Raw genomic sequence first — 23,550 nt, forward strand, 5'->3', positions numbered from 1 at the left:
TCTGAAAACAATATAATTCACGAACAATCGTTTGTCAATACTTTTTACGAACAAAATTTCGGAAAATTTGTTTGCAAAAATATGTTCTTTATGCTATTGTAATTTTAAGAAAATGAAAGGAGTGTTTTCACTATGGCATACGGAAAAATATCTGCTAAGCAAAGAGAAATACTTGAAGTTATAAAAAGCGAGATTTTAAATAGAGGTTATCCGCCTACAGTGCGTGAGCTTTGTGATGCTTGTAATCTTAAGTCCACTTCTTCTATTCACTCACATTTAGAGACATTAGAGAAAAATGGTTATATTAAACGTGACCCTTCCAAGCCACGTGCTATTGAGATTGTAGATGATAATTTTAATATGATTAGACGAGAGGTAGTTAATGTACCTGTTGTTGGTAATGTTGCTGCAGGACAGCCACTACTTGCTGTACAGAATATTAATGAATACTTCCCTATTCCAGCTGAGCATATGCCTAATCAGCAGTCATTTATGCTTCGTGTTAAGGGAGAGTCTATGATTAATGCTGGTATCTTAGATGGTGACACTATTATTGTTATGCAGCAAGATACTGCTAGAAATGGTGATATGGTAGTAGCTCTCGTTGATGATAGTGCTACTGTTAAGACATTCTATAAAGAGGATGGACATATTCGTCTTCAGCCTGAGAATGATAATATGGACCCAATCATTGTCCCTGATTGTCAGATTCTTGGTAAGGTATTCGGAGTGTTCCGCTTCTTCTAACCACTGTAACATTTTTATTAATGCAACGCATATAAATTTAAAAATATATAATTTGAATATGTAAAAAATAAAGCCATCTGTAGCTATCAAGCTCTTAGTGTTACTTAAGCGAAGCTTTCCATGCTGAACGAAGTAATACTAAGGCATGAGGGCGTAACAGATGGCTTATAAATTATTAATTACTAATTATTAATTATTAAAGTTCCTTGGCATCAATAAGAATGCCGTCTTTCCATATACGCTCTAAGTCGTAGAATAATCTATCTTCCTCAGAGAATAAATGAACAATCACATCTTCATAGTCCATAAGCACCCAAGTACTCTGTCTATTTCCCTCGATTGATTTAGCGTGAATTCCCTGCTCGTAAAGAAGACGATCTACTTCGTCCTGCATTGCGTTAAGCTGACTCTGATTTGAAGCTGAAGCTACAATAAAATAATCAGCCATAATGCTTATATTGGAAATATCGATCGCTTTTACGTCGATGGCTTTTTTATCATCAAGTGCTTTGCAAACAATCTTTGCCATTTCTCTAGATTCCATTTTAAACCTCGCCTTTCATCTCATTTAAATAATAATTGTATGTATCTATTGTGGTAGAATCTACCATTTCAGGATTTTCATTTAAATAATTAACTGTGTCTTCTAAAATCATGAAAACACATTTATCTAAATCCTCATAGGCAACAGACCTAAGAATATCAAGTCTTGGCTGTTTATCACGTCCTGGCTCAATATAATCTGCAACGAAAATAATTTTATCAAGCAGATTCATTCCAGGACAGCCTGTTGTATGAACCTCTATTGCATGGGCAATTTGGTCATCAAAAACATCGTATTTGCTTTTACAATAGAAGGCTCCTACTTTGCCATGTAAAAGATGAGGATATTTGTATTCAATATCTCTGATAGGTATATTGTTTTTCTCACATACAGATATACGCTTTTCGTCTGATATACATTTGGCACAATCGTGCAGTATGCCTGCTACCATAGCCGTATAAGCCGGATAATTCCATTTTAAGGCCAATGAATAGGCTGTAGTGGCAACACCTAGGGTATGAACATATCGGCTGGATTTGAGCTCTTTATTCATCTCTTGAGACAGTCTCAATATATCGTCATAATGGTATGAGTAAGGGCTATATAAATTATGCTCTATAATATACTCTTCCACTTTTGAATCAAGCCATTTACGAACGCTTTTATCGGTGTAAAAATCCTGTCTTATAACTGATGAAGCTAAACCATTAGCCTTATAATCAATTAAAAAGAAATCACCTGAGAATAAATCCTTACATTCATTAATTGCGTCAGTAAGAACATCCATATCATCTCCGAGTCTAGGTGCAACCAATATAGTGGCACAATCAGAGATAACATCAGGCTTTACCCAGTTCTTAAAATAAAGCAAACTGTCACTTCCCATTATAAAGAAGATATCATCAGTAGGATTTTCTTTTTTTATTTCGGTTAAAGAAATATATGAGTAACTCTTACCAGTACGATAAATCTCTCGCTCATCAATAGCTATTTTAGGCTGGTTTGCGATGGCAAACTTAACCATTTCTAGTCTGCATGCATCAGGAATATTCTCCGCAGTATCCTTATGCGGTGGATTCCCAGCAACTAAAAAATAAACTTTATCAAGTGAAAATTGCTCTAAAGCAGCCCTTGCTATATCAATATGTGTGTTGTGAATTGGATTGAATGTCCCGCCATAAATACCAATTCTCATGTTGTCTCCTTACTGAGGAAGCTTAATAACTGGCTTCTTCGCTGGTCTATAAAGAATAATTTTTCTTCCGATAACTCTAACAACCTCAGAGTGAGTACGCTCAGAAAGGACCTGAGCCATCTCCTTTGGATCGTCAAAACAGTTCTTTAATACGTTGATTTTAATAAGCTCTCTTGCCTCAAGAGCCTCATCTACTGCATTGGTATACTCTGGAGTAAGTGAAGCCTTGCCAATTTGAAGAATTGGGCTCATATCTGAAGCAAGTGATGATAAATATGCTCTTTGTTTGTTAGTCATCTATAAACTCCTATTATTTATAATAATCAAATACTAAACCGTACATTCTAACGGTATCACCTTCTTGAATTCCTTTTTCTTCAAGTTCCTTGAGAATACCCTGCTCCTTAAGGAAGTTCTGGAAGAATAAAAATCCTTTTTCAGACTCAAGATTAGTGTAACCAAGCATTTTCTCAATACGAGGTCCTTCTACTACATAGTCGCCCTCGTCATTGATTTCAACTGTGTAAGGCTCCTCAGAGAATGCTCTGATTGTAGGGTCAAACTCCTGCTCATAAACTATTGGAGCATCGTCACATGTTTCAAGGAGTCTAACAACCTCGTATAAAAGGTCTTTAAGGCCCTTTCCTGAAACAGCTGATATAGGGAATACCTTGATTCCCTTTGGCTCAAATTCAGCCTTTAATGCTTCGATAACTTCGTTAGAATCTTCGCCAATTACATCCATTTTGTTGGCTGCAATTACCTGTGGCTTCTTAAGAAGCTCTGGGTCATAAGCTGCTAGCTCACCAGATATTGTCTTAATATCCTCAACTGGGTCACGACCCTCTACTGAAGCTCCATCAACCATATGGATAATTACTTTTGTACGTTCAATATGACGAAGGAACTCATGTCCAAGTCCGATTCCCTCAGATGCTCCCTCGATAAGTCCTGGGATATCTGCAATAACAAATCCGTTTATATCGTCAACATCCACAACACCAAGGTTTGGCGAAAGTGTTGTGAAATGATAATTTCCAATCTTTGGCTGTGCATTTGTAACCCTTGAAAGGAAGGTTGATTTACCTACGTTAGGATATCCAACAAGTCCTACATCTGCAATAACTTTAAGCTCTAAAAGTACCTCAAGCTCGATGGCATCAATACCTGGCTTAGCATACTTAGGAGCCTGCATAGTAGATGTAGCAAAGTGCTGGTTTCCAAGGCCGCCATTACCTCCTGGAAGAACTATCTGACGCTTATTATCACCAGACATATCTGCGATAACACGTCCTGTCTCAGCGTCCTTTATTACAGTTCCCTCAGGTACTTTCAAAATAAGGTCCTCTCCGTTTTTACCATGACAGTTGTCCTTGCCGCCTTCCTGACCATTTTCAGCAGCAAATTTACGTCTATGGCGGTAGTCAACTAATGTATTAAGGCCTGGATCTACTTCGAAAATAACATCTCCGCCCTTACCACCGTCGCCACCATTTGGGCCACCGTTAGGAACATATTTCTCGCGACGGAAACTTACATGACCGTCTCCACCTTTACCTGATTTTATAATAATTTTTGCTCTATCGGCAAACATAAATTTCTCCTAAATAATCAAATCCGCTGGTTACGACTACAAGCCTGAGAGTTTCTCAGCTCATCTAAAACGATTCGCTTAAGAAACCTCAGAGCTTGATGTCTACCAGCTCTTTTAATTGTTCTAAAATTAAATTTGACCCGACATACGATTCGTAGTCGGGTCAATAAATTACTGTTCTACTGGATAGACAGAAGCCTGCTTCTTGTCTCTACCTTTTCTTTCGAAACGAAGTACTCCATCTACTAAAGCAAAAAGTGTATCGTCTCCACCGAGACCTACATTGTTGCCTGGAAGAATCTTTGTACCACGCTGTCTGTAAAGAATATTGCCAGCCTTAACGAACTGACCGTCTGCTCTTTTAGCGCCTAATCTCTTAGACTCTGAATCTCTACCGTTCTTTGTAGAGCCTACACCCTTTTTATGAGCGAAGAACTGAAGGTTCATCTGTAACATGTCTTACACCTCCTTGTATGTGAATGAAATATATTCATCACCGTATTGTTTGTGAATTTCGTCCAAACCTAAAACCATGGAGTCCAATAATAACTGTGACTCACTAGAAATATCATCATTGAATGTCATGCTCATATAGCCGCCATCCTCTGCTGCGTCACACGAGAAAGCATCATCTGTAAATCGCTCAATACTATTAAAAGTATTAATCACAAGAACTGATACTGCCGAACAAACTATATCCTGACCGTTGTCAGCATAACCTGCATGTCCCTTAAGTGTAACATTGATATATTTATTCTGGTGTTTGGAAATTACTACGCTAATCATAATTAGCCGTTAATCTTCTCAATCTTAACCTGAGTGAAAGCCTGTCTGTGGCCATTCTTGTTGTGGTAACCTGTTTTTCTCTTGTACTTGTATACGATTACCTTCTTACCTCTGCCTTCTTTAACAACAGAAGCCTCTACTGTAGCACCCTTAACTGTTGGGTCGCCAACCTTGAGATCCTTGTCGCTAACAGCAAGAACCTGATCAAAAGTAACCTTCTCACCAGCTTCAACGCCAAGCTTTTCAATGGTAATGATATCGCCTTCAGAAACTTTGTACTGCTTACCACCTGTTGCAATAATTGCGTACATGGTTGCTCCTCCTTTTTATCATTACTCGCCAGTTTCGGTGGTGCTTCGGTATGAAACACACTTAAAAAACCACACTGAGCGGCATACTCATGTATATTAACACAGCTTTTTTTGTGCGTCAACTGATATCTGAATAAATTGTATAAAAAAATATGAAAATTTAGAAGAATCTAGATTGTTAAGCTAATCTATTTCATGTATGTCTCCAAGGTGCTTCTTCAAATATATATCTAATGAACTTAGATTCTTACTTCCTGCTTCTCTAATCTTTTTAGCTTCAGCCTCAAGACAGTGCCTACAGGCTTTTCTTAAATCCTCTTCTTCGTTTGTTGCAAACCAGTTATTGAATAGCTCATCAGGATCTTCTCCTTCTTTAAATCTACACTTGCTTAGTTGAAGTGTTAACTGAGAGGTGGAACATACTCTGACAGCTTCTTTAGCTTCATCAGTAAGAGTAATCTCCGGAAAATCCTTATTGTATTTTCTGATTTCCTCATCTGCAATCTCTACAGCTTTTGCTTGTACTACTTGGATCATCTCGCTTATTTCCATGGTTGATACCCCCATATAACAAATAAAAACGAATTATTTCCAAAGGTCTCTAAATTCTTGATATTGCCATAGGCCAATATTATTTTCTTCAGCCTCTGCCATCAATTCAGCTAAAATATCATCATGGGCTACTGTAGGCTCGTATTTTTTAGCAATCCCATAACCATTCTCGACAATTATAGCATTAACCATTGAATTTTTTATGTTTTCTACATTAAATGTATCATCCACATCTTCTAACCAGACGTAAGCTAAAATTCTATCGTATTGGTCGTCTGCATCTACATCATATTCTAGATAGAGGGTACCGGCATTTGTTAATAATTCCTTAGTATAGTCGCTTGCCATTACACCGTATTCATTGTTGCGCTCTTCTTCTTGAGCGACGGATTCTGGCGTATCGATTCCAATCATGCGAACTCGCTTATGCTCTCCATTTGAATCCTCAACAATAATAGTATCTCCATCTACAGTTCTAATGAATTTAACAGCATCCAATTTACTCTCCTGATTATCCACTGTATTATCTGCATCTATCTCAGTTACATTTTGATTATTAATAAATTCTGATGATGCAACGCATAGAATTATGGCTACAATAATTCCTACTATACGCTGCCATCTATTATTATTTTTCATATTATTCATCCCATATAATTGTAATTTATTCTAAAAAACAGATGAGAAATTTCTGCTCCTTGTGATTTCTAGTAAACCTAAATGAGTGAAGCCATGGACAGATACGTTAGAAATATCATCATTAGAATTGTCCTTGAAATATCTAATTAGCTCTTGCTCCTCATCTTTGGATACCTTAAGCATATCGATTATTATTATACCAGAAATAGATCTAAGTCTAATCTGTTTTAATACTTCATCAATTGCTTGTTTATTGGTGTCAAAAGCCGTTCCTTTCCCATGGTTTTTAGATGAATTGACATCAATAACTGTAAGTGCTTCTGTAGGTTCTATTACAATATTGCCACCATCCTTTAAATGGCAAACCTTTGATGTGATATTCTTTAAAAGTTTAGTAAGGTCATATAAATTCCATAAACTATAGGATTCATCAGTATATGCCCTAACATTAAGGTCCATATTGATTACTTCTTCTAGATCTGAAACTATTTCATAATCAGATGAAGCATACTCATTTATATAGTGATAAATAAAACCATTATTCTTATTATCATCAATTAAATGCTTTACAAAGTTACATGAAAATGGCTTGCTTCCTTTTTTATCCTGGGTAATTACAACGTAAAATTGATCTCCCTGACAAACCTTCTTTTTATCTGAATGACGAACCAAATAATATTCAGGAAATAGCTTTTTTGATTCAATAAAACCCTTTTCACCAATAGAAAGCTTACATATACAAGAATCAATGTCAGAAATAACCTTTTCTACTGTGGCAGTGCAGACTGTGCCAATCTGTGTGTTATCCAGGTTGATAATATCTAGAGGACTATCATTTTCATCAAATGAAACAAGGAGCCTAAGCTCCTTATTCTCATATATTCCCTTTGTAATTACTATTTTTTTAATGCTCATCCCCAATTTCTCCAAGAGAGATAAAGTTATCTGGCTGTCCAGTAAACATATCTACTCTTTTAATATCAAGCGATAAATCATCAAATTCAGGCAGACCTATAAATTCATGAAAAGCCTTTACTACAAGCTCTGGCTTAATATTATCTGTGCTACCGCTAGAAAGAAGAAAATCATACACAGGTACTTTATCTTCTATTGTAAGGTTAAAGCGGTAAATAAGTGGCTTTAAATCAAGCTCTCGTTCACCCTTTTTTGTCTTTTTAATAATGTTAATAGAATGTGCTTCATCAAAGAATTTCAATTTTAAATCTGAAATATTGTCTATGTAACAAGCATCATCCTTTGAATCCTTATATGTTACGATGTAACTTGCTGCAGTAACGGCAGACATACATTTTTCAGCATCATCTGGTAGGTATTTAAAGCCTGTTATTTCAAGCCCCTCCACCATGTTGTCATTAAGAGAATTAAGGGCTTCGACGGGATCTACCTTTTCCTTTAAATCGATATCCATATATTCACCCTCAGATGTAAGGCCTACACCAAGTGGTGATGCAAATGACATAATCTGGTGAGGATTAAATCCTTCTGAATATCTAATAGGAAGATTAGAACGCTTTACAGCTTTCTGGAAAAATCTCATTAAATCTAGATGGCCCACATATCTCATTATGCCTGTCTTGGCAAATTTAACTCTAGCGCGCATTATGACATACCCCCGATCCAATTTTAGCAGAGCCACAACCGCTACAAGCCATCTTGCAATTTGGTGTTACCTTAGCTTCCATAGCGTTGTTCCACTCTCTCTTTAAGAATTCTTTTGTTACGTGACAATTGATGAAATCCCAAGGAAGGAGCTCATCTAAATCACGCTGACGGTATGCATAATAATCTATAGAAATATTATTCTTTTCAAAGGCTGCAAGCCATTTGTCAAAGTCAAAATATTCACCCCATGCATCAAAGAAACAGCCGCTCTTATATGCATCCAAAATAGCAGGACAAAGTCTTCTATCTCCACGGGCAAACACCCCCTCAAGAACTGTAACATCAGAATGATGCCAATTGTACTTAAGAGACTTTTGGTTAAGCTGTGCCTTCATCTCGTCGTTAACAACTTTGGCACGGCGTAAGTATTCTCCTGCCTCATACATAGGTGCCCACTGGAAAGGTGTAAATGGCTTTGGTACAAAGAATGAAGTAGAAATAGTAATCTGGCATCTACCCTGACGCTGTTCCTTAGGAACGGTATCATAGTAAGCAGCAGCAACTTCATTGGCAAGCTGTGGAATGGCCTTCATATCCTCGTCTGTCTCTGTTGGAAGTCCCAGCATGAAATAGAATTTAACCTTATTCCAGCCGCCTTTAAATGCAAGTGTTGCACCACCAATGATATCCTCAACTGTAAGGCCCTTATTGATTACATTTCGCATACGCTGGCTGCCAGCTTCTGGCGCAAATGTAATACTTGATTTTCTAACGTCCTGAACCTTTGACATAACATCAAGAGAAAATGCATCAATTCGTAAAGACGGTAACGACACATTAACACCCTCAGAAAGACAATCATCAATAAGGAAATCCATAAGTTCTCCAAGTGCATGATAATCACTGGATGATAGTGAGCTAAGAGAAATCTCCTCGTGACCTGTTGAAGCTAAAAGCTCTTTTGCTTGAGCCTTTAAAACATCTACAGACTTTTCTCTGTTTGGTCGGTAAATCATACCAGCCTGACAGAAACGACATCCTCTGATACAACCACGCTGAATTTCTAGAACTACTCTATCTTGAATCGCTCTAACAAATGGAATAAGCATCTTAGTTGGGTATGAAGATGAATCCATATCTGTCACAACCTGTCTATCAATAACAGAAGGTACATCATCATAGAGAGGTCTAAAATACTCTAAAGTTCCGTCACTTTCCTTATAGCCAACTTCATATAAAGAAGGAACGTAAATCCCTGGAATATGACAAGCTTTTCTAAGGAAATCCTGTCTATTAAATCCACTTTTTCTGCATTCTTTATATAAGTCTAAAAGATCACCGTAGCTGGTCTCTCCCTCGCCTACATATACAATATCTACAAAATCAGCTATAGGCTCAGGATTAGTAGCACATGGTCCACCTACTACAACTATAGGGTCATCATCGTCTCTATCCTTTGATTCTAAGGCAACTCCCGCCAAATCAAGAATCTGTAAAATGTTGGTATAACACATCTCATATTGGAGTGTCATACCGATGAAATCAAAATCCTTGATGGCATCCTGTGATTCAAGCGCAAAAAGGGGTATATTACGCTCCTTCATCAGATTATGTAAATCTGGCCATGGCGAATATACCCGTTCACAATATGTATCCTCACGCTTGTTAAGCATATCGTAAAGAATAGCTATACCAAGATGAGACATACCTACTTCGTAGACATCAGGAAAGCACATAGCAAATCTGATGTCCACTTCTGCAGGATTCTTTTTTACACTATTAAATTCATTGCCGATATAACGTGCAGGCTTATCAATCTGCATTAAAATATCGTCTGGTAACGCAAGTTTTTTCATTTAATTATCTTTGAGCAAGCTCAGAAGTAACGTCCTCCCAAGTAACACCCTTTTCTACCATGAGAACCATCATGTGATACAAGAAATCAGAAATCTCGTATTTGGTCTCCTCTGACTCAGGGTTCTTAGCTGCAATAACGATTTCTGTAGCTTCTTCGCCCACCTTTTTAAGGATTTTATCAATGCCCTTGTCGAAGAGGTAATTAGTATAAGAACCTTCTTTTGGGTTCTTCTTTCTGTCCTCGATTACAGCGTATACATCCTCAAATACCTTAAGTGGATTTCGCTCAATATACTCCTTTTTTACTATCTCGTTGAAGAAGCAGCTTGGTGCGCCAGTGTGACATGCTACTCCTACCTGAGAAACTTTCGCCAAAATAGTATCAAAATCGCAATCGGCAGTCAATGACTTTACATACTGGAAATGACCGCTTGTCTCGCCCTTTACCCAAAGGCACTGTCTTGAACGAGAAAAATAAGTCATCTTACCTGTGCGAATTGTAGCATTAAGGGACTCCTCATTCATGTAAGCTACCATTAATACTTCGCCAGTCTGGAAATCCTGAACAACTGTAGGAATAAGTCCATCTGAATTTGGCTTCAAGTCTGACCATTCAAGCTTTGCTTCGAAGTTGTCCATTTTGATACCCTGATCAGAAAGCTCACTCTTCATGCGCATAGCATCAAAAGCTGTATTATTTAAAAACTGACCAGAAATACCTCTGATTTGCTCTGACTTTAAGATTCCTAAAATATAATCAAAATCATATTCATCAACCTGAACAATATAAGGGATATTAGTAATATTCTCAAGGCCCTCTAGAAGGCTTGTATCCATAATGAGAAGCTCGTGAACATTATCTGCAAGGAAATCCTTGGTCTTAAAGAGAAAATCTACTGTAGCAAGGCTGACAAGCATTTTCTCTGCGCCAAATCGTGCACTTGCCTCTTTGATAAGGTCGATTGTCTCTGGCTTTGAACCATTTAAGATAACCTCAACGCATCCTGCGTATAAAAGCTTCTTAACATCCTCAAGACGCTTGATATTGCCGCCGCCTGCTGTCTTAACCTGAATGTTGCGGTTAATCTCTCTGATAGCAAGTATATTTTTTTCATGCTCTTCATCATCTGTAGATAAATCATAGCAAATAATTTTATCAATACCACTATCATCATAAACTGATGCAAGTTCTAAAACGTCACTCTTATCATCAAGCTCTGTAGGACTCTTTACTGCCATACCATCTTTGATGTAAATAGTAGCAACTATATTTTTGTGTTCCATACTAAGTTGTACTCCTTTTTAGATTGAACCCTTTGTAGTCATAGTCTGATTATTCAGTCTAGGGTCAATAGTTGTGGCTTCATCTAAAGCCTTAGCGAAAGCCTTGAACATGGCCTCGCACATATGGTGTGAATTACCTGGTGTAAGAACCTTGATATGAAGGTTCATACTAGCTGAATAAGAAATGGCATAGAAAAATTCCTTAACCATCTCTGTATCCATATAGCCGATCTTTTCTGTAGGAAACTCGGCTTCAAAAGATAAATAAGGTCGGTTGCATAAATCAACTGCAACTAATACTAAAGTCTCATCCATAGGAAGAATACAGCTGCCATATCTCTTGCATCCAAGCTTAGGTCCACAGGCCTTTTTAATAGCATTACCAAGAACAATGCCTGTATCTTCGATGGTATGGTGACAATCAACCTGTAAATCGCCCTTAATGGAAGCATCCAAATCAAAAAGTCCATGTCTTGTGAAAGCATCAAGCATATGATCAAAGAAACCTATACCTGAGTTAACCTGACAAAGTCCACTTCCATCTATAGAAAAGTCAATTGTTATATCTGTCTCTTTAGTTTTTCTAGCAACCTTTGCTCTACGTTCTTCTGCCATAATCCTCGCCTATTTTTTCAATAACCACCTTTCTCATTATACAAAATATGAGTAGGTATTTAAAGTTTAATCGTCTCTTTGCACTGATAATTAAGATATATAAATAAATTATTAAATATCTTCAAATCTTACTCTTATAGAATTAGCGTGTGCTGTAAGTTGTTCATTCTCAGCAAACTTAACAATATCAGGATATACTGTTTCAAGTGCCTCTCTCGAATAAGAAATAATGCTAGACTTCTTAATAAAATCATCAACAGAAAGTGGTGAGAAAAATCTAGCTGTTCCATTTGTTGGAAGCACGTGATTTGGGCCAGCGAAATAATCTCCAAGAGGCTCTGATGAATACTGTCCAAGGAATATTGCACCAGCATTCTTAATGTATGTCATATCCTCAAATGGATTAGCTGTAACAACTTCTAAGTGCTCAGATGCAATGGCATTAACGCAATCGATTGCATCTTTTTTATTGTCAGCAACAAGTAAATAACCAAAGTTATCAAGTGATTTCTGGATAATGTCTTTTCTAGATAAAATCTTTACGAATCTCTCGATTTCCTTTTCTACTTCGTCTGCGATTCGCTCAGATGTAGTAACAAGAATTGCGCTGGCAAGCTCGTCATGCTCAGCCTGTGAAAGTAAATCTGCTGCCACGTATGTTGGATTAGCTGTCTCATCAGCCAAAACTAAGATCTCTGAAGGACCAGCAATTGAATCGATTGAAACATATCCAAAAACAGCCTTTTTAGCAAGAGCAACAAATATATTACCAGGGCCTACAATCTTATCAACCTTTTCGATTGACTCTGTTCCAAATGCAAGTGCTGCAATAGCCTGTGCTCCACCACACTTATAAATTACATCTACACCAGCCTCATTAGCTGCAACAAGAGTACTAGGATTAACCTTGCCCTCTTTGTTACATGGTGTAGTCATAAATACCTTTCCAACACCTGCTACCTTTGCAGGCATAACATTCATAAGAACAGATGATGGATATACTGCCTTACCACCTGGTACGTATACACCTACCTTTGCAAGCGGTGTAACCTTTTGTCCTAAAATAATGCCGTCTTCTGTAGTAAACCAGCTATTTTGTCGCTGCTTAGCGTGGTACTTTTCAATATTAACAAGGGCCTTTCTGATAACCTCAACAAGTTCCTTAGGAACAAGAGTATATGCCTCTTCAATTTCCTCTTTTGTAACAACAATATTGCTAGCATTAATATCTGCACCATCGAATTTCTTCGTATATGCGAATATTGCCTCATCACCCTTTTCTCTAACCGTATTTACGATTTCGGTAACAGTAGATTCATACTCTGTATACTGATTAGGGCTTCTTTTTAATAATGATTCTAAAATATTATCTATTGTGTCGCTTGTAAGCTTAAGCTTTTTCATTTTCAAGTGCTCCCTTCAACTTCTCAATAAGAGCTGTGATTCTCTCATATTCCATCTTCATAGAAACTTGGTTAACAACCATACGAGCAGAAAGTGGACAAACTTCCTCGAGAACAACAAGTCCATTTTCTCTAAGTGTAGAACCAGTCTCAACAATATCTACAATAACTTCTGAAAGACCAACAATAGGTGCAAGCTCTATTGAACCGTTGAGCTTGATAATCTCTACCGTCTGATTCTTTTTGTTGTAAAAATAATCCTTAGCAATTCTAGGATACTTGCTGGCAACTCTGATAAGCTCATGATGCTTAAGTAACTCAGCTGCCTCTGCAGGACCGCATACGCACATTCTGCACTTTCCAAAACCAAGATCTAATACCTCATAGATATTACGATTCTCTTCTAAAATAGTATCCTCTCCAACAACACCAATATCGGCTGCACCGTACTCTACGTAGGTAGGTACATCTGGTCCCTTTGAAAGGAAAAATCTAAGTTTTAATTCTTCGTTAGTAAAGATAAGCTTTCTGGTATCTGGATCCTTCATCTCTTCGCAAGTGATACCGATGCTTTCAAATAAAGCAAGTGTCTGCTTTGCTAAACGCCCCTTACCAAGGGCAAAAGTTAAATATCTATCGCTCATTACATCTCTCCAATGCTAACATCAATTGATCAACAGTTATCGCAAAACCAATAGCAGGTGAATCTTTGCCAAAATGTCGCAGAAGCGAATCATATCTACCACCCTTAACTAGTGGCTCACCTACTCCATAAGAATATCCAGTAAATATAATTCCAGTGTAATATCTATATTCTGAAATCATACCAAGCTCAAATGAAATATAATCCATCACACCGTTGCTCTTAAGGATTTCATATAGCTTTGTAAGGTATTCAAGAGCATCATATACTTTTTTGTATTTCTTAGCCTTTTCAAGATAATTCTTCCATTCTGAAGGAGAATTAAGAATCTTGCCTGTTAAATCAAAAAGCTCGATAAGGCTCTTATTAACTCCTGCAGATTCAAGTAAATCCTTGGCACCAAAGAAGTTTTTATTAGAGATAAGATTAAGCAATCGCTCCTCATCCTCTGCCTTAAGTGAAGCAGCCTCAACAAGGCCCTTTACAATATCAATATGTCCTACTCCAATCTCGAATTCCTTAAGACCGATTGACTTTAATGAATTGACAACAATTGTAAGAATCTCAGCATCTGCATCTACAGAACTATCGCCAATAAACTCGCATCCTGCCTGAGTGCTCTCTTTAAGACGTCCCTGAAGGCTATGATAATTAATAAATACATTGCCTTCGTAAGAAAGCTTAACAGGCTCATCTGTATCTGAAAAATACATAGCTGCTGCTCTACCTACAGATGGAGTAATATCTGGTCTAAGTACAAGAGTGTTGCCATCTCTATCAAAGAACTTGAACATCTCATTAGACTTACATGAACCTACTTCCTTAGAAAATGTGTCAAAGTACTCAAAAGTAGGGGTTGAAATAGGCGTATATCCAGATGCCTTAAAGTCCTTTCTGAGATTGTAAAGAACATCTAATCTACGCTCATATTCGCTGTTATAAATGTCTCTAACACCCTCTGGAGTGTGTAATGTAAGGTTTTTCATTCTCGTCTCCTAATCTATTAAAACACTTTAGTCTGCTAACGTAATAAAGTGATTATAACGAATAAAAGCCGGAAAGTCAACTTTCACGGCTCTTTAAATCAATATTTATCATGTCTAGATATGGAACTAATAGATTTGGCTTCGTCTCAAAGAAGTATTTTTCATCCAATTCGTCTATACGAAAGCTCTTTCTCCCACCATCTACCATCCTATCCCAGAAGGTCTTCAGCTGCACAAATGGAAGGTAATAATAGAGATCCCTCTCGCTAAAGAAAATAAGAATAAATGCTATTCCATCCTGCTTTTCCCACTTTTCCATGAAATCTATCTGGTGCTGATGGATGTTCTGAAGAGGAAAAGTGTCCTTATTGCACTCCTTAGCATCGAAACAAACTGGGATTCCTTGGATTGCACCAACATAATCAACAGTTGATTTCTGGTCGAAATATGCAAGCGTAATATGGCCCTTTTTGCTATCCATTTCAATAGGTGTAATAGGTGTGGGGATCTTTTGGATAAGTGCTAACCCATTTTCCTCGTATACTAAATTTGTTTTATTTATAAATTCTTCAAAAGTGGAACCTCTAAGGCCCCTCGACTTAAATGTAGACATTAAATTCCCCCGGTAAATCAGCTACATATTTTTCTCCATCTTCAAATTCAATAGAATATGCATGAAGAAGCTGTCCTTTTATTTTATATTTTTTATTAATTACCGTATTTCCGTATTTATTATCACCTAAAATAGGATGACCGATTGATGCTAAATGAGCTCTAATCTGATGAGTTCGACCAGTAATCAGATGAATCTCAATAAGGGTCATATCATTAGCAAGTTTTTTAATCGGTCTGTAGGCTGTCTGTATAGGTTTTGAATCATCAGATGGTTTTGATGAAATGGTTACTTTGTTGGTGGCCTCATCTTTAGACAGGTATCCGTCTATTTCCTGAGGCTCCTTAATATCACCTAAAACTATTGCTCTATACATTTTTATACAGCTTCGCTCCTTAAGAGCCTTGCCAAGCTTTTGTGCGCAAGGTAAATTCTTTGCGAATAAAATAAGCCCAGATGTATTTCTATCAAGTCTATTACAAATGCTAGGATGAAAATGTTTAAAGGATTCTTCTGAAAGCTCTCCCTTATTAATCATATAAGATATAGCCATCTCATTAATAGAAATATCATCCTCAGAATCTTTTTGGGACTTGATGCCGGATGGTTTGTTAATAATAATCATGTCATTGTCTTCGTGAATAATATTAATATCCGACGCAATAGATTTAAGGGAATGATAAAGGGGATCTGATTTTTCTCCTCCAGACATCTTTTCAAATGTCTCATCGGAAAACCATATCTTTACAACATCTCCCGTATTAAGTTTTTCTGAGCCGTCAGCCTTCTTGTCGTTTAGAGTAATATTTTTCTTGCGAAGCATCTTATAAATAAAAGATGTACTAGCCTCTGATAATACTCGTTTTAAAAACTTGTCAAAACGCTGATTACTATCGTTTTCGTTTATTTTTAATTCTTTCATTTGATTTGTTTTGCTTAGTAGAGCTTTTTCCTCTACTGTGATTATTGTTTACCGAATTTGTCTTTTTACCATTGTGTTGTTTAGCACCATTCTTGCTACCAGAATGGTTTCTAGTAATCTTTCTAGGTGGAATAAGACACTCTTCTCCAAAGCCAATCAAATCCTCTCTACCAGCCTTAACAAGTGCCTCTCTTACCAAATCATAATTCTCAGGCCTCTTGTATTGAATAAGAGCACGCTGCATTGCCTTTTCGTGAGGATTCTTGCATACATAAACTGGTTTCATATCTCTAGGGTCTATTTCTGTGTAATACATTGTTGTAGAAATAGTACTAGGTGTAGGATAGAAATCCTGTACCTGCTCAGGAGATAAATGGTGGTCTCTTAAATATTCTGCCAAAGCTATAGCATCATCAAGAGTAGAACCTGGATGTGAACTCATAAGATATGGCACTAAATACTGCTTAAGACCAAGTTCCTTATTAATCTTCTCGTATTTCTTGCAGAAATCGTTATATACGGATATATCCGGCTTTCCAAGATAAGACAACACATTGTTTGAAATATGCTCAGGAGCAACCTTTAATTGGCCGCTGACATGATATTTGCATAGGTCTCTAAGGAATGTATCATCCTTGTCATACATTACATAGTCAAAGCGAACACCGGAACGGACAAAAACCTTTTTTACTTTAGGTAATTTTCTAAGTTTTGTTAGTAAAGCAACATAATCCTTGTGGTCTACCTCTAGATTCTGACACTTAGTAGGAAACAGACACTGTCTATTCATACAAACGCCCTTTGTTATCTGCTTTTTACAAGAAGGATTTCTGAAATTAGCAGTCGGACCGCCTACATCGTGGATATATCCTTTGAAATCAGGATCCTCTGAAATCAATTTGGCCTCGTTTACAATGGAATCATGACTGCGGGATTGAATGATTCTTCCCTGATGGAATGTTAATGCGCAGAAATTACATCCACCAAAGCAGCCTCTATTGCTAATAAGAGAAAACTTAACCTCTTTAATAGCTGGAATACCGCCGTCCTTCTCATAAATCGGATGATAGGTACGCATGTAATCAATTGCATAAATATCATCCATTTCCTGCCTAGTCAGAGGCTTTTGTGGTGGATTTTGAACTACAAACATAGCTCCATCATAAGTCTCTACTAGCTTTTTTGCAGTAAACGGATCCGTATTTACGTATTGAGTGTAAAAGCTCTTAGCGTAGGCCGCCTTATCGGTTTTTATTTCCTCAAAAGTAGGAAGTATAATACCATCCTCAGTAAAGTATTTATCTCTTGTTTTAAAAACTGTTCCAGCTATAAATGTAATATCCTTTACATCCATACCAGAAGCAAGACAGTCAGCTATTTCTATTACAGAGTGCTCTCCCATTCCGTAAGAAATAATATCCGCTCCAGAATCCAAAAGAATAGAACGACGTACCTTGTTAGACCAATAATCATAGTGGCCAAGTCTTCGTAAAGAGGCTTCTATTCCTCCGATAATAATTGGCTTATTTTTGTATGTATGTCTAATAAGATTGCAATAAACAACTGTAGCATAATCTGGACGAAGTCCAATTTTTCCGCCTGGAGAATAGTTGTCAAAGTCTCTTCTATGCTTAGAAACACTATAGTGATTAACCATAGAATCCATATTGCCTGCGCTCACAAAGAACCCTAGCCTAGGCTCTCCTAAAACATTGATTGAATTATCATCCTTCCAATCTGGCTGTGGAATAATACCAACAGAATATCCGTGTAACTCAAGAAGTCTACAAATAATAGCCGCACCAAAAGATGGATGATCTACATATGCATCACCACAGACATAAACAAAATCAAGTTGTTCAATTCCTCTTTCCTGTAAATCACTCTTGGAAATTGGTAAAAACTTTTGCATAAATACCTCTAAAAATAATTTAGCCAACTTGCGTTTACAAGTTGGCTACTTATCAAATTTCAAAAAAGAAATTATTCCTTGTTGAAAAACTGCTCTGGAATATCAAGTGCAGGTACTTCATCGTCTGAAGAAGCTGCGCTTGCAACCTGTGGAGCCTCAACTCTTGGCTCTTCTGGAACTGATACATCAGCAGAAGGCTCAAGGCTTGATGCAGGGTCTGTAGCTCCGTCATTAAGTGAATCAGGAACAAGAGATGCACGATTGGCATCAACAGTATCTAAATAAACCTGCATTGTGCTAAGGAATGAATCTGTGCGTGTACGTGTAGTCTCAATAGAATTAGCAAGTATAGTCTGAATATTTGCTAAAAGCTCATCCGTATATGCGATAGCGCCCATTCTGATATTGTTAGCGTCTTCTGTAGCTCTATCGATCTTCTCCTGAGCATTTTTCTGAGCAATGAGAATAACCTCATTAGCCTGGGCATATGCCTGTTGCATAATCTGGTGCTCAGAAACAAGCTCATTAGTCTGAATCTGTGCCTGACTAATAATCTCATCTGCCTTAGCACGAGCATCTGCAAGAATCTGCTCACGGTTAGCAATCATTCTCTGATATTTTCTAATCTCATCAGGTGTCTTTGTACGAAGCTCCTGAAGTAAAGATTCAATTTCATCTTTGTTAACGATAATTTTACTTGTAGAGAAAGCTGAAGGCTTACAATCATCAATATAAGCTTCAATTTCATCAATAATGTCTTCTATTTTGCTTGCATTTGCCATGTTGCTTACTTCTCCTTGTCTTTAAATTTTGCTTCTATGAGGGGTATAATCTCCTTAGGAACAAACAGGCTGATATCTCCCCCATACGACGCAAATTCCTTTGCGACTGTAGAACTTAAATAAGAATACTTTAGAGATGTTGTCATAAACAATGTCTCTAACTCAGGATACTGGACTTTATTAGACTGAGCCAACTGAATTTCGTTTTCGAAATCAGTAACAGCTCTAAGTCCTCTGATAATAACCTGAGCATCTTTTTTCTTGGCGAAATCGACTAGTAATCCTTCAAAACATTCTACTTTTACATTGCCTAAATTTTCAGTCAATTCCTTTATCATGTTAACACGTTCATCAATGGAAAACAACGGATTTTTTTGTTTGTTATTGAGAACGCCAATGATTAACTCATCACATAATTTGCTAGCTCTTTTGATAATATCCAAGTGTCCAAATGTGATTGGATCAAAACTACCAGGATAAATTGCTCTATTCATTTTACGCCTTCTTTATAAATAAATGCTTATTTGTCTTATATATTTTTTCTTTGGTGATTTCATACCCCAAATCACCAACATAATCAAAATCAGTTTCTAAAGATGCCTCAACTATAATCAATGTATCCTCTGATACACTCTTAAGATTTGATAATGTCTCAAGAACCTGTTTTTCGATTAATTTATTGTAAGGAGGATCCATAAAAATCACATCGAACACTTCGTGATTATTTAACCTGTTCAAAACAGAAAAAACATCCTCTTTATACAATGTACAGTTATCTCCAAATTTTGCTTTGGAAATATTTTTCTCTATGCAAGCTATTGCTTTTTTATCTTTTTCTACAAAAATAGCTTCTCTAGCACCGCGGCTAAGAGCTTCAAGACCAATCTGACCACTTCCAGAAAATAAATCCAAGAAATATGAATCATATATTTCTGGAGCAATCATATTAAACAAAGTCTCTTTTATTCTGTCTGATGTAGGGCGAGTATCTAAGCCTTCGGGAGTTTCTAAAAGCATTCCTCGCTTACTACCTGAAATTATTCTCATTTATTATCCTATCTCATCCATGCAATCTGATAAAAGCTGAAGTGCCTCATCTGCTGCCTGATGTCTAACCTGGCTTCTGTCACCTGATAAATTAAGCTGTCTAACCTGACATTTATCATTGTATGCGCAGGCTATATATACAAGTCCAACAGGCTTCTCAGGCGAGCCGCCTCCTGGCCCTGCAATTCCAGTAGATGCAATGCCAAAATCGGCGCGAGCTTTCTTTCGAACGCCCGTAGCCATCTCTTTTGCTGTCTGAGTACTAACAGCCCCATACTGCATCAGAGTACTCTCTTTAACAGAAAGATTTCGCATCTTAGCCTCGTTGGAATAGGTGATATATCCCTCGTTGAAGCAATCAGAAGCACCTGCAATGTCTACAATACTGCTAGCTATCAAACCACCGGTACAAGACTCAGCAGTTGCAACAGTCATATTTTTTGATGCAAGTCTATCAACTATTACAGATGCATCCATTAGTTCTGCTCCTTAAGAACAGCACTATTCTGATAAATATAAATTACAAGTGAAAGAATTGTCATTACAAGTGCAACCCACTTAAGGATTTCTCCAACTATCTGAAGTGGAGCAAATGGAATATTTGCAACAAGAATGATAATCATAAACATCTGTGTAACTGTCTTAATCTTGCCAAAGATGTTAGCTGCAATAACAATACCATTTTCAGCAGCAATAAGTCTGAAACCAGAAATAATAAACTCTCTAGCAATAATAATAATTACGAACCAGCTATAGAGCTGTTTTGTCTCGATTAAGCAAATCATTGCAGAGCAAACAAGAAGCTTGTCTGCAAGTGGATCCATAAACTTGCCAAAGTTGGTAACTAAATTGTACTTGCGTGCAATCTTACCATCTAGCATATCTGTAAGGGATGCAATAATAAATATAACGTCTGCAATAATGCGGAGTGTCATATCATCATTATGAGCATGTCCTAGTAAAAGTGAAACTACAAAAAATGGAATTAATAGTACTCTTACGATTGTTAATTTGTTAGGTAAATTCATAACTTTACATCTCCTATTAAATCATATTCATCAAAGCTAGTAACGGTAACATCAACAAACTGACCGCTAGTAAGCTCAATGTCACTATTAACAAATATAAATCCATCAACAGATGGTGTATCTCTGTAAGTTCGACCTATAAATACTCCATCCTCCGGCAACTTACCTTCTATGAATGTAGGAATAGTACGACCTACGTATGTTTTATTATTTGAAAGACAAATATCCTTTTGAGCAAGCATAACCTCGTCTACCCAGCGATGCTTAAGCTCCTCATCAACTTGATTAAGCCATGCAGCTGCTACTGTTCCATCTTCTGGAGAATATGCAAAAGCACCTAATCTATCGAATTTCATATCGCCAATGAAATCAAGGAGCTCCCTATGCATCTCTTCTGTCTCTCCAGGAAAGCCACAGATAAGTGTAGTCCTAAGAGAAATATCCGGCATAGCCTGACGAAGTCTAGATGCAATTGCCATAATATCTGCCTTGTTAGTCTTGCGGCCCATTTTCTTAAGAATATCATCATTACAATGCTGGATTGGCATATCTATGTAATGACATATCTTAGGCTCACTTGCCATACAATCGATAAGCTCGTCAGTAATCTCCTCTGGATAAGCATATAAAATACGAATCCACTTAATTCCGTCGATTTCACAGAGCTTATGCAATAAATCTGGAAGTGACTTTTTGCCGTAGAGATCAACACCATAAACGGTAGTCTCCTGAGCAACAACAATCAATTCCTGAACGCCATCTGCAGCAAGCTGCTTAGCCTCTGCAACAACCTGTTCCATAGGAACTGAACGATAATCACCTCGAATATAAGGGATAATGCAATATGTACAGCGCTTATTGCAACCCTCAGCTATTTTTAGATAAGCAAAATGGCCACCAGTTGTAAGAACACGTCTGCCATCTCTAGGAAGGCCAACTAAATCCTTTTTAACAACTGGCTTAATTCCTTTATTCTCTAAAACTTTATCGATTGTATTCAAAAGCTCATCGTAGGAATTGGTGCCGATGATTGCATCAACCTCAGGTAAATCAGCTAGTATCTCATCTGTAAATCGCTGTGCGAGACAGCCGGTCACAATGAGAGCCTTAAGATTACCCTCAGTTTTGTAGGCACCCATATCGATAATATTTTGAATACTCTCCTCCATTGCATCTGCAATAAAAGAGCATGTATTAACAACAATAATGTCTGCTTCAGCCTCGTCATCACAAATTGTATATCCGTGATCAATCAAATCACCAAGCATATGCTCAGAGTCTACGAGGTTCTTGTCGCAGCCAAGAGAAACAAATAAAACTTTCATAAATTAGTTGTTTGTATCCTCGTTGATAATCTTAATTGCACCTTCATTTAACTCATTAACAGCAATAGAAAGTGGCTTGTCGCCTGGCTTATGATTGATAAGTGGCTCTGCACCGTCGATGATCTGACGTGCTCTCTTAGATGTTGCAGCAACGATTGTATAACGGCTATTTACAACTGGCTCCTCACCAACCTCAACATTCTCATTAACCTTTTCCATAAGCTCTACATAAGATGGATGTATCATAATTAATTGCTCCTTTCAAATACCTTTAATTGTTCTTTCATCTCGTTGATTGTCAAAGTATTTCTGCATACTCTGAAATGTTCAGCTTGAATTATATTATGAACCTGATCAACTGCCTTCTCTAATGAATCGTTGATAATCAGGTAGTCATAGCTATCCATAATCTCAGCCTCTGTGTTAGAAATAGCAAGTCTCTGTGCAATAACATCATCAGTCTCTGTGCCTCTTCCAACAAGTCTGTTTTTAAGCTCTTCAGCAGATGGTGGCATTGTAAATAACAAAAGCGCATCTGGATACATTTTCTTAACCTGAAGTGCACCGTGGGTGTCAATCTCAAGGATGACGTCCTTTCTACGGTCTATTAATTGTTCAACGTAAGCTCTTGGTGTACCGTATGAATTGCCATTGAATGTGGCGTATTCAAGGAGCTCGCCTTTTTTAATCATCTCTTCAAACTCTTCTTTTGTCTTGAAGAAATACTCTCTGCCCTCTTTTTCACCTGCACGCATGTCACGTGTAGTGGCAGAAATAGATAGATTATAATCTTGTGGATGTGCTTCAAGCAAATGCTTCATGATAGTGCCTTTGCCAGCACCTGAAAAGCCAGATAATACAACCACCAGGCCTTTGTCATGTATCATAATCTAAATCCTCCTTTATGTAATTGTCGCTAATTCTAGCGGAAATTGTCTCAGGCATAAGGGCTGATAAAACAACATGTGAATCACACACAATAACAGCTCTTGTACGTCTACCTTGTGTAGCATCGATAATATTGCCCTTTTCCTTGGCACCAGCAACAATTCTCTTAGCTGGTGCGGAATCGGAAGTAAGCATAGATACTATCTTTTTGCTATTTATAATATTTCCAAAACCAATATTTACAAATGCCATAA

At 37.3% G+C, this 23,550-nt stretch carries 30 protein-coding genes; 1 reads left to right on the plus strand and 29 read right to left on the minus strand.

Annotated elements, in window-relative coordinates; genetic code table 11:
• Window positions 1-132 precede the first annotated feature (132 nt).
• Window positions 133-747, plus strand: coding sequence for a transcriptional repressor LexA (gene lexA / locus BLP50_RS01380; RefSeq protein ID WP_090149778.1), 615 nt, complete (start codon window positions 133-135; stop codon window positions 745-747).
• Between the two features lie 196 nt (window positions 748-943).
• On the opposite strand, the gene rsfS is transcribed toward lexA, so the two are convergent.
• The 29 genes from rsfS to BLP50_RS01525 all read right to left on the minus strand — a co-directional run bounded on the left by rsfS (window position 944) and on the right by BLP50_RS01525 (window position 23,548).
• Window positions 944-1,291, minus strand: coding sequence for a ribosome silencing factor (gene rsfS, locus BLP50_RS01385; protein WP_090149781.1), 348 nt, complete (start codon window positions 1,289-1,291; stop codon window positions 944-946).
• Window position 1,292: 1 nt separating this feature from the next.
• On the minus strand, window positions 1,293-2,486 hold the full coding sequence (gene nadD / locus BLP50_RS01390; protein ID WP_090149784.1) for a nicotinate (nicotinamide) nucleotide adenylyltransferase: 1,194 nt from the start codon (window positions 2,484-2,486) through the stop codon (window positions 1,293-1,295).
• 9 nt (window positions 2,487-2,495) lie between these two features.
• Window positions 2,496-2,783: a YhbY family RNA-binding protein gene (locus tag BLP50_RS01395; RefSeq protein ID WP_090149787.1), complete on the minus strand. Its 288-nt coding sequence runs from the start codon at window positions 2,781-2,783 to the stop codon at window positions 2,496-2,498.
• A 13-nt stretch (window positions 2,784-2,796) separates the two neighbouring features.
• Window positions 2,797-4,080 carry a GTPase ObgE gene (gene obgE, locus BLP50_RS01400; protein WP_090149790.1) on the minus strand — a complete coding sequence of 428 codons (1,284 nt, stop codon included), beginning with the start codon at window positions 4,078-4,080 and terminating at the stop codon, window positions 2,797-2,799.
• A 171-nt stretch (window positions 4,081-4,251) separates the two neighbouring features.
• On the minus strand, window positions 4,252-4,536 hold the full coding sequence (gene rpmA / locus BLP50_RS01405) for a 50S ribosomal protein L27 (RefSeq protein WP_015549701.1): 285 nt from the start codon (window positions 4,534-4,536) through the stop codon (window positions 4,252-4,254).
• Between the two features lie 3 nt (window positions 4,537-4,539).
• Window positions 4,540-4,866: a ribosomal-processing cysteine protease Prp gene (locus tag BLP50_RS01410; protein ID WP_090149793.1), complete on the minus strand. Its 327-nt coding sequence runs from the start codon at window positions 4,864-4,866 to the stop codon at window positions 4,540-4,542.
• Window positions 4,867-4,868: 2 nt separating this feature from the next.
• Window positions 4,869-5,177 (minus strand): 50S ribosomal protein L21, encoded by a 309-nt coding sequence (rplU, locus tag BLP50_RS01415; protein ID WP_090149795.1) that lies wholly within the window; start codon window positions 5,175-5,177, stop codon window positions 4,869-4,871.
• A gap of 183 nt (window positions 5,178-5,360) precedes the next feature.
• Complete coding sequence (locus tag BLP50_RS01420) at window positions 5,361-5,729, minus strand: hypothetical protein (RefSeq protein WP_090149798.1); 369 nt, start codon at window positions 5,727-5,729, stop codon at window positions 5,361-5,363.
• A gap of 33 nt (window positions 5,730-5,762) precedes the next feature.
• The gene (locus tag BLP50_RS01425; RefSeq protein ID WP_176753652.1) at window positions 5,763-6,368 is read right to left on the minus strand and encodes a thermonuclease family protein; all 606 of its coding nucleotides are present in this window, start codon (window positions 6,366-6,368) and stop codon (window positions 5,763-5,765) included.
• A gap of 30 nt (window positions 6,369-6,398) precedes the next feature.
• A complete protein-coding gene (locus tag BLP50_RS01430) occupies window positions 6,399-7,283 on the minus strand; it encodes a ribonuclease E/G (protein WP_090149804.1) in 885 nt (294 codons plus the stop codon).
• Complete coding sequence (locus BLP50_RS01435; protein WP_090149807.1) at window positions 7,273-7,989, minus strand: TIGR03936 family radical SAM-associated protein; 717 nt, start codon at window positions 7,987-7,989, stop codon at window positions 7,273-7,275. The genes BLP50_RS01430 and BLP50_RS01435 overlap by 11 nt, the downstream gene beginning before the upstream one ends.
• Window positions 7,979-9,847: a TIGR03960 family B12-binding radical SAM protein gene (locus BLP50_RS01440; RefSeq protein WP_090149809.1), complete on the minus strand. Its 1,869-nt coding sequence runs from the start codon at window positions 9,845-9,847 to the stop codon at window positions 7,979-7,981. Before BLP50_RS01440 ends, BLP50_RS01435 begins: the two co-directional genes overlap by 11 nt.
• Before the next feature lie 4 nt (window positions 9,848-9,851).
• Window positions 9,852-11,132, minus strand: a complete 1,281-nt coding sequence (hisIE, locus tag BLP50_RS01445) for a bifunctional phosphoribosyl-AMP cyclohydrolase/phosphoribosyl-ATP diphosphatase HisIE (RefSeq protein ID WP_090149811.1) — start codon at window positions 11,130-11,132, stop codon at window positions 9,852-9,854.
• 18 nt (window positions 11,133-11,150) lie between these two features.
• A complete protein-coding gene (gene hisB, locus BLP50_RS01450) occupies window positions 11,151-11,747 on the minus strand; it encodes an imidazoleglycerol-phosphate dehydratase HisB (protein ID WP_090149814.1) in 597 nt (198 codons plus the stop codon).
• Between the two features lie 111 nt (window positions 11,748-11,858).
• Window positions 11,859-13,151 carry a histidinol dehydrogenase gene (hisD, locus tag BLP50_RS01455; RefSeq protein WP_090149817.1) on the minus strand — a complete coding sequence of 431 codons (1,293 nt, stop codon included), beginning with the start codon at window positions 13,149-13,151 and terminating at the stop codon, window positions 11,859-11,861.
• A complete protein-coding gene (hisG, locus tag BLP50_RS01460; RefSeq protein WP_090149821.1) occupies window positions 13,138-13,794 on the minus strand; it encodes an ATP phosphoribosyltransferase in 657 nt (218 codons plus the stop codon). The genes hisD and hisG overlap by 14 nt, the downstream gene beginning before the upstream one ends.
• Window positions 13,784-14,779 carry an ATP phosphoribosyltransferase regulatory subunit gene (gene hisZ, locus BLP50_RS01465; RefSeq protein WP_090149827.1) on the minus strand — a complete coding sequence of 332 codons (996 nt, stop codon included), beginning with the start codon at window positions 14,777-14,779 and terminating at the stop codon, window positions 13,784-13,786. Before hisZ ends, hisG begins: the two co-directional genes overlap by 11 nt.
• Before the next feature lie 76 nt (window positions 14,780-14,855).
• Window positions 14,856-15,392 (minus strand): Holliday junction resolvase RecU, encoded by a 537-nt coding sequence (locus BLP50_RS01470; protein WP_090149830.1) that lies wholly within the window; start codon window positions 15,390-15,392, stop codon window positions 14,856-14,858.
• Window positions 15,379-16,314, minus strand: coding sequence for an RluA family pseudouridine synthase (locus BLP50_RS01475; RefSeq protein ID WP_090149834.1), 936 nt, complete (start codon window positions 16,312-16,314; stop codon window positions 15,379-15,381). The genes BLP50_RS01470 and BLP50_RS01475 overlap by 14 nt, the downstream gene beginning before the upstream one ends.
• Window positions 16,283-18,226, minus strand: coding sequence for a YgiQ family radical SAM protein (locus BLP50_RS01480; protein ID WP_090149837.1), 1,944 nt, complete (start codon window positions 18,224-18,226; stop codon window positions 16,283-16,285). The genes BLP50_RS01475 and BLP50_RS01480 overlap by 32 nt, the downstream gene beginning before the upstream one ends.
• 71 nt (window positions 18,227-18,297) lie before the next feature.
• A complete protein-coding gene (locus BLP50_RS01485; protein ID WP_176753653.1) occupies window positions 18,298-19,008 on the minus strand; it encodes an ATP synthase subunit B family protein in 711 nt (236 codons plus the stop codon).
• Window positions 19,009-19,013: 5 nt separating this feature from the next.
• The gene (coaD, locus tag BLP50_RS01490) at window positions 19,014-19,502 is read right to left on the minus strand and encodes a pantetheine-phosphate adenylyltransferase (protein ID WP_090149840.1); all 489 of its coding nucleotides are present in this window, start codon (window positions 19,500-19,502) and stop codon (window positions 19,014-19,016) included.
• Between the two features lies 1 nt (window position 19,503).
• Window positions 19,504-20,055: a 16S rRNA (guanine(966)-N(2))-methyltransferase RsmD gene (gene rsmD, locus BLP50_RS01495; RefSeq protein ID WP_090149843.1), complete on the minus strand. Its 552-nt coding sequence runs from the start codon at window positions 20,053-20,055 to the stop codon at window positions 19,504-19,506.
• A 3-nt stretch (window positions 20,056-20,058) separates the two neighbouring features.
• On the minus strand, window positions 20,059-20,532 hold the full coding sequence (locus BLP50_RS01500) for a CinA family protein (RefSeq protein ID WP_090149845.1): 474 nt from the start codon (window positions 20,530-20,532) through the stop codon (window positions 20,059-20,061).
• Window positions 20,532-21,083 carry a CDP-diacylglycerol--glycerol-3-phosphate 3-phosphatidyltransferase gene (pgsA, locus tag BLP50_RS01505; protein WP_090149846.1) on the minus strand — a complete coding sequence of 184 codons (552 nt, stop codon included), beginning with the start codon at window positions 21,081-21,083 and terminating at the stop codon, window positions 20,532-20,534. The genes BLP50_RS01500 and pgsA overlap by 1 nt, the downstream gene beginning before the upstream one ends.
• Entirely contained in the window at window positions 21,080-22,408 is a 1,329-nt protein-coding gene (gene rimO, locus BLP50_RS01510; protein WP_090149849.1) for a 30S ribosomal protein S12 methylthiotransferase RimO, read from the minus strand. Before rimO ends, pgsA begins: the two co-directional genes overlap by 4 nt.
• Window positions 22,409-22,411: 3 nt before the next feature.
• Window positions 22,412-22,654, minus strand: coding sequence for a DNA-directed RNA polymerase subunit omega (gene rpoZ, locus BLP50_RS01515; protein WP_090149852.1), 243 nt, complete (start codon window positions 22,652-22,654; stop codon window positions 22,412-22,414).
• Window positions 22,655-22,656: 2 nt separating this feature from the next.
• Window positions 22,657-23,292 (minus strand): guanylate kinase, encoded by a 636-nt coding sequence (gmk, locus tag BLP50_RS01520; RefSeq protein WP_090150035.1) that lies wholly within the window; start codon window positions 23,290-23,292, stop codon window positions 22,657-22,659.
• The gene (locus BLP50_RS01525; RefSeq protein ID WP_090149856.1) at window positions 23,285-23,548 is read right to left on the minus strand and encodes an extracellular matrix/biofilm biosynthesis regulator RemA family protein; all 264 of its coding nucleotides are present in this window, start codon (window positions 23,546-23,548) and stop codon (window positions 23,285-23,287) included. Before BLP50_RS01525 ends, gmk begins: the two co-directional genes overlap by 8 nt.
• Window positions 23,549-23,550 lie beyond the last annotated feature (2 nt).

The sequence above is a fragment of the Pseudobutyrivibrio sp. AR14 genome (genome assembly GCF_900101325.1).
GTDB lineage: Bacteria > Bacillota > Clostridia > Lachnospirales > Lachnospiraceae > Pseudobutyrivibrio.

Excerpts from the sequence above, each read along its gene's own strand:
- lexA (WP_090149778.1), top strand. The coding sequence starts at position 133 with ATGGCATACGGAAAAATATCTGCTAAGCAAAGAGAAATACTTGAAGTT.
- rsfS (WP_090149781.1), bottom strand. The coding sequence starts at position 1,291 with ATGGAATCTAGAGAAATGGCAAAGATTGTTTGCAAAGCACTTGATGAT.
- nadD (WP_090149784.1), bottom strand. The coding sequence starts at position 2,486 with ATGAGAATTGGTATTTATGGCGGGACATTCAATCCAATTCACAACACA.
- BLP50_RS01395 (WP_090149787.1), bottom strand. The coding sequence starts at position 2,783 with ATGACTAACAAACAAAGAGCATATTTATCATCACTTGCTTCAGATATG.
- obgE (WP_090149790.1), bottom strand. The coding sequence starts at position 4,080 with ATGTTTGCCGATAGAGCAAAAATTATTATAAAATCAGGTAAAGGTGGA.
- rpmA (WP_015549701.1), bottom strand. The coding sequence starts at position 4,536 with ATGTTACAGATGAACCTTCAGTTCTTCGCTCATAAAAAGGGTGTAGGC.
- BLP50_RS01410 (WP_090149793.1), bottom strand. The coding sequence starts at position 4,866 with ATGATTAGCGTAGTAATTTCCAAACACCAGAATAAATATATCAATGTT.
- rplU (WP_090149795.1), bottom strand. The coding sequence starts at position 5,177 with ATGTACGCAATTATTGCAACAGGTGGTAAGCAGTACAAAGTTTCTGAA.
- BLP50_RS01420 (WP_090149798.1), bottom strand. The coding sequence starts at position 5,729 with ATGGAAATAAGCGAGATGATCCAAGTAGTACAAGCAAAAGCTGTAGAG.
- BLP50_RS01425 (WP_176753652.1), bottom strand. The coding sequence starts at position 6,368 with ATGAAAAATAATAATAGATGGCAGCGTATAGTAGGAATTATTGTAGCC.
- BLP50_RS01430 (WP_090149804.1), bottom strand. The coding sequence starts at position 7,283 with ATGAGCATTAAAAAAATAGTAATTACAAAGGGAATATATGAGAATAAG.
- BLP50_RS01435 (WP_090149807.1), bottom strand. The coding sequence starts at position 7,989 with ATGCGCGCTAGAGTTAAATTTGCCAAGACAGGCATAATGAGATATGTG.
- BLP50_RS01440 (WP_090149809.1), bottom strand. The coding sequence starts at position 9,847 with ATGAAAAAACTTGCGTTACCAGACGATATTTTAATGCAGATTGATAAG.
- hisIE (WP_090149811.1), bottom strand. The coding sequence starts at position 11,132 with ATGGAACACAAAAATATAGTTGCTACTATTTACATCAAAGATGGTATG.
- hisB (WP_090149814.1), bottom strand. The coding sequence starts at position 11,747 with ATGGCAGAAGAACGTAGAGCAAAGGTTGCTAGAAAAACTAAAGAGACA.
- hisD (WP_090149817.1), bottom strand. The coding sequence starts at position 13,151 with ATGAAAAAGCTTAAGCTTACAAGCGACACAATAGATAATATTTTAGAA.
- hisG (WP_090149821.1), bottom strand. The coding sequence starts at position 13,794 with ATGAGCGATAGATATTTAACTTTTGCCCTTGGTAAGGGGCGTTTAGCA.
- hisZ (WP_090149827.1), bottom strand. The coding sequence starts at position 14,779 with ATGAAAAACCTTACATTACACACTCCAGAGGGTGTTAGAGACATTTAT.
- BLP50_RS01470 (WP_090149830.1), bottom strand. The coding sequence starts at position 15,392 with ATGTCTACATTTAAGTCGAGGGGCCTTAGAGGTTCCACTTTTGAAGAA.
- BLP50_RS01475 (WP_090149834.1), bottom strand. The coding sequence starts at position 16,314 with ATGAAAGAATTAAAAATAAACGAAAACGATAGTAATCAGCGTTTTGAC.
- BLP50_RS01480 (WP_090149837.1), bottom strand. The coding sequence starts at position 18,226 with ATGCAAAAGTTTTTACCAATTTCCAAGAGTGATTTACAGGAAAGAGGA.
- BLP50_RS01485 (WP_176753653.1), bottom strand. The coding sequence starts at position 19,008 with ATGGCAAATGCAAGCAAAATAGAAGACATTATTGATGAAATTGAAGCT.
- coaD (WP_090149840.1), bottom strand. The coding sequence starts at position 19,502 with ATGAATAGAGCAATTTATCCTGGTAGTTTTGATCCAATCACATTTGGA.
- rsmD (WP_090149843.1), bottom strand. The coding sequence starts at position 20,055 with ATGAGAATAATTTCAGGTAGTAAGCGAGGAATGCTTTTAGAAACTCCC.
- BLP50_RS01500 (WP_090149845.1), bottom strand. The coding sequence starts at position 20,532 with ATGGATGCATCTGTAATAGTTGATAGACTTGCATCAAAAAATATGACT.
- pgsA (WP_090149846.1), bottom strand. The coding sequence starts at position 21,083 with ATGAATTTACCTAACAAATTAACAATCGTAAGAGTACTATTAATTCCA.
- rimO (WP_090149849.1), bottom strand. The coding sequence starts at position 22,408 with ATGAAAGTTTTATTTGTTTCTCTTGGCTGCGACAAGAACCTCGTAGAC.
- rpoZ (WP_090149852.1), bottom strand. The coding sequence starts at position 22,654 with ATGATACATCCATCTTATGTAGAGCTTATGGAAAAGGTTAATGAGAAT.
- BLP50_RS01525 (WP_090149856.1), bottom strand. The coding sequence starts at position 23,548 with ATGGCATTTGTAAATATTGGTTTTGGAAATATTATAAATAGCAAAAAG.